Source organism: Streptomyces sp. NPDC088730 (assembly GCF_044751215.1).
Classification (GTDB): domain Bacteria; phylum Actinomycetota; class Actinomycetes; order Streptomycetales; family Streptomycetaceae; genus Streptomyces.
In genome coordinates, this window is sequence record NZ_JBIVLK010000001.1 from 1,420,828 (window position 1) to 1,427,044 (window position 6,217).

Genomic DNA, 6,217 nt, shown 5'->3' on the forward strand with positions numbered 1-6,217 from the left:
CCGGCCTCAGTGGTCCCGGCCGAAGGCGTCGCGCACCGAGGCACGTTGACCGGAGGCACGGACGGCGTGCGCCGTCAGGTAGTCGCCGGAGGCGTCCCGGGCGCCCTCCGCGTGGTCGTACTGACCGGCGAACGTGTGCGTACCGGCCGGCACCGTGCGCCCCGGCTTCAGGGTCCACCGGTAGACGAGGTAGCCGCCGTCCTCCGTCGCGGACACGGTGAAGTCCCGCTCGGGCAGCGAGCGCCAGGAGCCGGTGCTGGTGACTCCGCCGGTGAGCGCGATCCGCAGCTCGACGGTGAGCGAGGAGAGCGGTTCCGCCGTCCGCAGCGTCACATTGCTCTGCGCCCAGTACGCGTTGCTGTGCGGGTCGACGGCGCCGTCCGCCCACAGCGGGCCGTCCTCGGCGCGCCGCGCACCGCCACCGGGCGCGGGCGGCGTGGTGGCGGCGGACGGCGGGGCCGCCGCCCGCTCCCCGGGCGGCCCGTCCCCGCCCGCGGAGGTGACGGCGAAGGCCCCGGCCGCCAGCACCCCGCAGACCGCCGCCGTCGCCCCCGCGACCCGCAGCCACGGCGTCGCCCCCCTCGGCGGGCGCACGACCCCGCCCGACGGGCGGCCCCCGGCCATGCCGCGCTCGACCCGGGCCCGCATCCGCTCCCGGTCCGGCCGGTAGACCCGGGCGGCGCCCCGCAGCCGCCGGGGCAACTCCTCGTCCATCACTGGCCTCCTCCGGTGCGCTGCGCCGCGACGGCCACGTGCACGTGCGCGGCGGGCGTATCGGGGCCGAGCAGCCGCTGCAGTTCCGCGACGGCGCGCGAAGTCTGGCTCTTCACCGTACCCACCGAGATCCCGAGCACCAGCGAGGTGTCCCGCTCCGAGAGGTCGAAGGCGTGCCGCAGCACCACACAGGCGCGCTTGCGGAACGGCAGCCTGCGCAGCGCCCCCTGGACGTCGACCACCGCCGACACGTCCGGGTCCTCGACCGCGTATCCGTCCCCGCCGCCGCGCGGCGCCCAGAACAGCGCGATCCGGCGGCGCTCGCGCACCGCGCTGCGGATCCGGGTCCTGGCCAGGTTGGCGACCACCCCGCGTGCGTACGCCACCGGATGGTCGGCGTTCCGGACCCGGTCCCAGCGGTGCCAGAGCGCCAGCAGCGCATCGGCGGCCAGGTCGTCGGCGGCATCGGCCTCACCGGTCAGCAGGTGCGCGAGCCGGGCGAGTTCGGCGTAGTGGGCCTCGAAGAACTCGTGGAACTCGGCGGCGGCATCGTCGGCGTCGATGGATGTGCCCACAGCTCCCCCGTTCCCGCGCTCGGATGCCGGTGCCCGCGTCACGGTGGGCGCGAGCGTACCGGCGCACCCCGGAAGCGCTTCGACACGGGTGCGTAACCAAGTAAGGCCTAACGAGGCGAAAACCTGAAGGGGCCGGGACACGTCGAACGCCCCGGTACCCGAACCGGGGTACCGGGGCGTCACGTTCCCGCGGTCAACGCCGGAGCGCGGCCTTCATCATCTTCTGCGCGATCGGGGCCGCGAGGCCGTTGCCGCTGACCTCGGAGGCCGCGGAACCGGAGTCCTCCACGATCACGGCCACCGCGACCTCCTGGCCGCTCGACCTGTCCTTCGCGTACGAGGTGAACCAGGCGTACGGGGTGTTGCTGTTGCCCACCCCGTTCTCCGCCGTGCCCGTCTTGCCGCCCACCTCCGCACCGCCGATCCTCGCGTTGGTACCGGTGCCCTGCTCCACGACGGTCACCATCGCGCTGCGCAACTGCTTGGCGGTGGACGCGGAGACGACGCGCTTCATGTCGCCGTCCGCGAAGTCCTCCAGCGTGCCGCCCTTGGAGTCCGTCACCTTGGACACCATGTGCGGTGCGGCCAGCTCACCGCCGTTGGCGAGGGCGGCGGAGACCATCGCCATCTGGAGCGGGGTCGCGGTGACCTCGAACTGGCCGATGCCCGTCAGCGCCGTCTGCGCGTCGTCCATCTTCGCCGGGTAGACGCTCTTGTACGCCCTGACCGGCACATCGAGGTCCTCCGTGTTGAAGCCGAACTTCTCGGCCATCGCCCGCACCTTGTCCTGGCCCAGGTCGGCGGCGACCTTGCCGAAGACGTTGTTGCAGGAGTACTGGAGCGCTACGCGCAGCGTCGCGTTCTCGCAGGGCGCGGAGGCGCTCTCGTTCTTCAGGGGGGTGCTGCTGCCCGGCAGCGTGTAAGGCATCGGGCTCTTCGTGGCCTCGTCGACCGAGCTGTACAGCCCGTTCTCCAGCGCGGCGGACGCCACCACCAGCTTGAACGTCGAACCGGGCGCGAGGGGTTGCCGCATCGCGCGGTTGATCAGCGGCTTGTCCGGGTCCGCGAGCAGCTTCTTCCAGGTGTCGCCGTCCGTCGTCCCGCTGATGTCGGACGGGTTGTAGGACGGCGAGGAGACCATCCCCAGGATCTGCCCGCTCTTCGGGTCGATCGCGACGGCCGCGCCCTTGTCGTCCCCGAGGGCGTCGTACGCCGCCTTCTGCACGTCCGGGTCGATCGTGGTCAGCACGCTGCCCGGATCGGTCTTCTCACCGGTCACCACGTTCAGCGGGTTCTTCAGCCGGTCGTCGGTGCCGTCCAGCACATGGCTGTAGATCCCTTCGAGCTGGGTGGAGCCGTAGGCCTGCGAGCTGTATCCGGTGACGGCGGCGTAGAGGTCGCCCTGTTTGTAGGTGCGCTTGTACGCGAGATCGCTGCCCTCCGTCCTCTTCGATCCGGTGACCGGCGAGCCGGCCACGATGATGTCCCCGAGCGGCTGCGCGTACTGCGCGATGGTCTTCCGCCGGTTGTGGTCGTCGTCTGCGAGCGCCCGTGCCTGGTACGCCTGCACCCAGGTCGCCCGCCCCAGCAGGGCGAGGACCAGCAGCAGGCAGAAGACCGAGGCGCGCCTTATGGTCTTGTTCATCCCGTACAGGGGACGTGCGGGACGCGGTGCGGCGTTCCCGGTTGTGCCGCTTCTCACCCATTACTCATCGTCCTGTCACCGGGCGTCGCCGGCCCGGCCCGGTGCGATGAACCCCGACTCGTACGCGGCGATGACCGCCTGGGTACGGTCCCGGGCGCCGGTCTTCGCCAGGACGCCCGCCACATGGGTCTTCGCTGTCGCCGCGCCCACCCGCAGCCGGGCGGCGATCTCCGCGTTGCTGAGCCCGGCCGCCATCAGCCGCAGGACGTCCCCCTCCCGCTCGGTGAGCCGGGCCGCCCAGGCGGCGGGCGGCCGCCGCCTCCCGTACTCGGCCGCCAGGCCCCGTACGGCGGCGGGGAACAGCAGCGAGTCGCTGCGGGCCACCAGCCGCACCGCCTGCACCAGCTCCTCGGCCGCCGCCCGCTTGAGGAGGAAACCCGCGGCTCCGGCGCGCAGCGCCTCGTACACGTAGGAGTCGTGCTCGAAGGTGGTGACGACGATGACGCGGGGCGCCGGATCGAGCACGGCCAGGATCCGCTCGGTGGCCCGGATGCCGTCGGTCTCCGGCATCCGTACGTCCATCAGCACCACGTCGGGGCGCAGCTCGCGCACCACCGAGACCGCCTCCGCGCCGGTCGAGGCCTCGCCGACGACCTCCAGTCCGGCCTCGGCGTCCAGGATGACCCGCAGGGCGGTACGGACCATGCGCTCGTCGTCGGCGACGACGATCCGGACCGGCTTACTCATGGCCGCTCCCGTACGCCGGGGTGCAGCGGGAGGCAGGCGGTCAGCCGCCACCCGCCGTCGTGCGGTCCGGCCCCGGCCCGGCCGCCGAGCAGCACGGCGCGCTCACGGACGCCGCGCAGGCCCCGGCCGCCGCCGGGGCGCACCGGGGACGGCCGTGCGGGCAGCGGGCTGTCCATGACTATCTCCACGTCCTCCGCGCGCACCGTGATCCGCAACCGCACCGGCCCACCGTGCCCGCCGTACCGCAGCGCGTTGCTCAGCCCCTCCTGCACGATCCGGTACGCCTCGCGCGCCACGGCGCCGGGCACCGCGCCCCGGTCGCCTTCTGCGGTGTACGAGACGGGCACCCCGCAACGCGCCAGCAGCCCGTCCAGCGCGTCGAGCCCGGGGCCGGTCGGCTCCTGTGCGTGCCCGGCCGCCTCGTCGTCCTCCGCGCTCCGCCGCAGCAGCCCGAGCATCGAGTCGAGCTCGTCGACCGTGCGCCGGGTCGTCTCCTCGATCGCCGTCAGCGCCTCGCGGACGAACTCCGGGTCGCTGTCCAGCACCCTGCGGGCCGCGCCCGCCTGGAGGGTGACGGCGCTGAGCGCGTGGCCGACCGAGTCGTGCAGTTCCCGGGCCAGCCGGTTGCGTACCGCGAGGCCGGCCGCCCGGCGTTCGGCGGCGGCCAGCCGGTCGTCGGGGGTCGGCCCCAGCAGGACCGGCGCCCGGTTCGCCAGCAGCGCCCCGGCCGCCGCCGCGCAGCCGGCCATCGCCGCCAGCATCGCGATACCGGCGAACGGCGCCAGGACCGGGAGCCACGGTCCGTCCAGCGCCTCCGGCACGTCGAGCACCGGGGTCTGGCGAGCGGCGGCGAAGAACGGCAGCACCGTCACACCCACCGCGAACGGGGTCAGTGCCAGCGTCATGCCGCTGACGATGCCGCCGAGCGCCACATGCAGGGTGTACCAGAGCGCCGCGCGGACCCGGGCCTGTCGGGTCCTGGCCGGGCCGTCCGCGAGCGGCCGGTCCGGCGGCAGGCCGCACAGGGCGCGGGCGGCGGACACCGACAGCGGCCGGGTGAGCGGGAAGAGCGCGGTGACCGCGGCCATCGGCAGGGCGAAGGCGAAGGCGGTCAGCTGGCCGGCCGGCGAGCTGAACACATGAGCGCCCGCCCGGAACGAGCCGACGATCACCGTGCCCACCAGGAAGTACGGCATCAACAGGGCGCCGCCGATGATCAGATGGAGCCAGCGCAGCCGGGCCCGCCGCCCGAGCAGCGTCGTCACACCCGGAGGCCGGACGGCGGCCGCGTGCCGGCCGCGCGCTCGGCCAGAAAGTACGCGCCCAGGGCCAACACCAGCGTTCCGACCAGCATCTGCACAGCGTAGGTCAGCACCACGGCGGGGGTGGGCCGATGAGCGAGGTCGTCGACGCTGCTCAGTGCGGCGAGCCCCATCCAGCCGCCCCAGCAGCCCACCGCCCCTGAGCCGCCCCAGGCCAGCGCGAGCGGCACCCGCAGCGGCAGCGCGGAGTTCCGGCGGAAGGCGAGGAGCAGCACCCCGGCGACGGCGGCGACGGCGAAGAGGACATCGACCGCGTCCAGGACGTGGGAGCCGCTGTTGCTCTCCGCTATCAGCGCCGGGTTGAGCCCGGCGGTCGACCCGGCGGCCCAGAGCAGGTGCATGGTGCCGGGGATCAGGGCGGTCAGCGACGCGGCGACGGCGCAGGCGCGCAGGGCGGGAGCCGTGGGACTGACGGGCAGATCACGCAGGGTGCCCCGCCAGAGGTGGCCCCAGCGGTCCCTCGCGTACAGCGCGAAGAGGGTGCCCAGGGCCAGGCCCTGGATGATGAAGCCGGTGTAGACGACGGCGAAGACCCACTGGTCGAGGAAGGGCCGGGTGGATTCGGAGCTGCCGGTGATCTCGCCGCCCAGGGCGTGGACCAGCAGCTGGAGCGGATAGCCGGCCATGATCGGCAGCAGCAGACCGGTCGCCACCCACATCGGCAGGACGAGCAGCCAGGCGGGCACGCGCCGGCCCCAGGCCTGGGTGAGCAGCAGGGCGATGACGACGACCGCGCTGTCCATCAGGACCGAACCGCTGTTGGCGACGATCATCGTGGTGCGGTGGTCGAGCAGCGAGCTGCCGTCGGGAATCCCGAGGCGACTGCCCGAGACCCAGGCGGCCTTGAGCACGATGTAGGGCAGGCAGGAGACGATCGCCAGGGCGCGCAGCACGGTGCGCGCCCTGGTGGCGACCGGGGCTGCGGCCGGTGCCGGGGCCGGTGCGAGCGGTGTCTGTGTCATACCGTCCACGCTCCCGCGCGGGCGGCGAGCGCACGTCATACCGGACGGTGATCCGCCTCCCCCGCGCGGGGGAGGCGGGCCGCCCGCTGCTCAGGCCGGGGTGAACACGGGACTTCGTCCGTCTCCTCGTCCGGTCGGGGTGAACGCGACTTCGGCCGTCTCCTCGTCCGGTCGGGGTGAACGCGACTTCGGCCGTCTCCTCGTCCGGTCGGGGTGAACGCGACTTCGGCCGTCTCCTCGTCCGGTCGGGGT

At 73.7% G+C, this 6,217-nt stretch carries 6 protein-coding genes; all 6 read right to left on the reverse strand.

The window, feature by feature from the left end; all coding sequences use genetic code 11:
- Positions 1–6: 6 nt before the first annotated feature.
- The 6 genes from ACIP89_RS06370 to ACIP89_RS06395 all read right to left on the reverse strand — a co-directional run bounded on the left by ACIP89_RS06370 (position 7) and on the right by ACIP89_RS06395 (position 5,965).
- Entirely contained in the window at positions 7–714 is a 708-nt protein-coding gene (locus tag ACIP89_RS06370; RefSeq protein WP_401923404.1) for a hypothetical protein, read from the reverse strand.
- A complete protein-coding gene (locus ACIP89_RS06375; RefSeq protein ID WP_401923406.1) occupies positions 714–1,289 on the reverse strand; it encodes a SigE family RNA polymerase sigma factor in 576 nt (191 codons plus the stop codon). Before ACIP89_RS06375 ends, ACIP89_RS06370 begins: the two co-directional genes overlap by 1 nt.
- Positions 1,290–1,482: 193 nt before the next feature.
- Positions 1,483–2,934, reverse strand: a complete 1,452-nt coding sequence (locus ACIP89_RS06380) for a peptidoglycan D,D-transpeptidase FtsI family protein (RefSeq protein WP_401925800.1) — start codon at positions 2,932–2,934, stop codon at positions 1,483–1,485.
- A gap of 75 nt (positions 2,935–3,009) precedes the next feature.
- Complete coding sequence (locus ACIP89_RS06385; protein ID WP_402113328.1) at positions 3,010–3,681, reverse strand: response regulator; 672 nt, start codon at positions 3,679–3,681, stop codon at positions 3,010–3,012.
- Positions 3,678–4,946, reverse strand: coding sequence for a sensor histidine kinase (locus tag ACIP89_RS06390; protein WP_402113331.1), 1,269 nt, complete (start codon positions 4,944–4,946; stop codon positions 3,678–3,680). Before ACIP89_RS06390 ends, ACIP89_RS06385 begins: the two co-directional genes overlap by 4 nt.
- Complete coding sequence (locus tag ACIP89_RS06395) at positions 4,943–5,965, reverse strand: hypothetical protein (protein ID WP_402113334.1); 1,023 nt, start codon at positions 5,963–5,965, stop codon at positions 4,943–4,945. Before ACIP89_RS06395 ends, ACIP89_RS06390 begins: the two co-directional genes overlap by 4 nt.
- Positions 5,966–6,217: the final 252 nt, after the last annotated feature.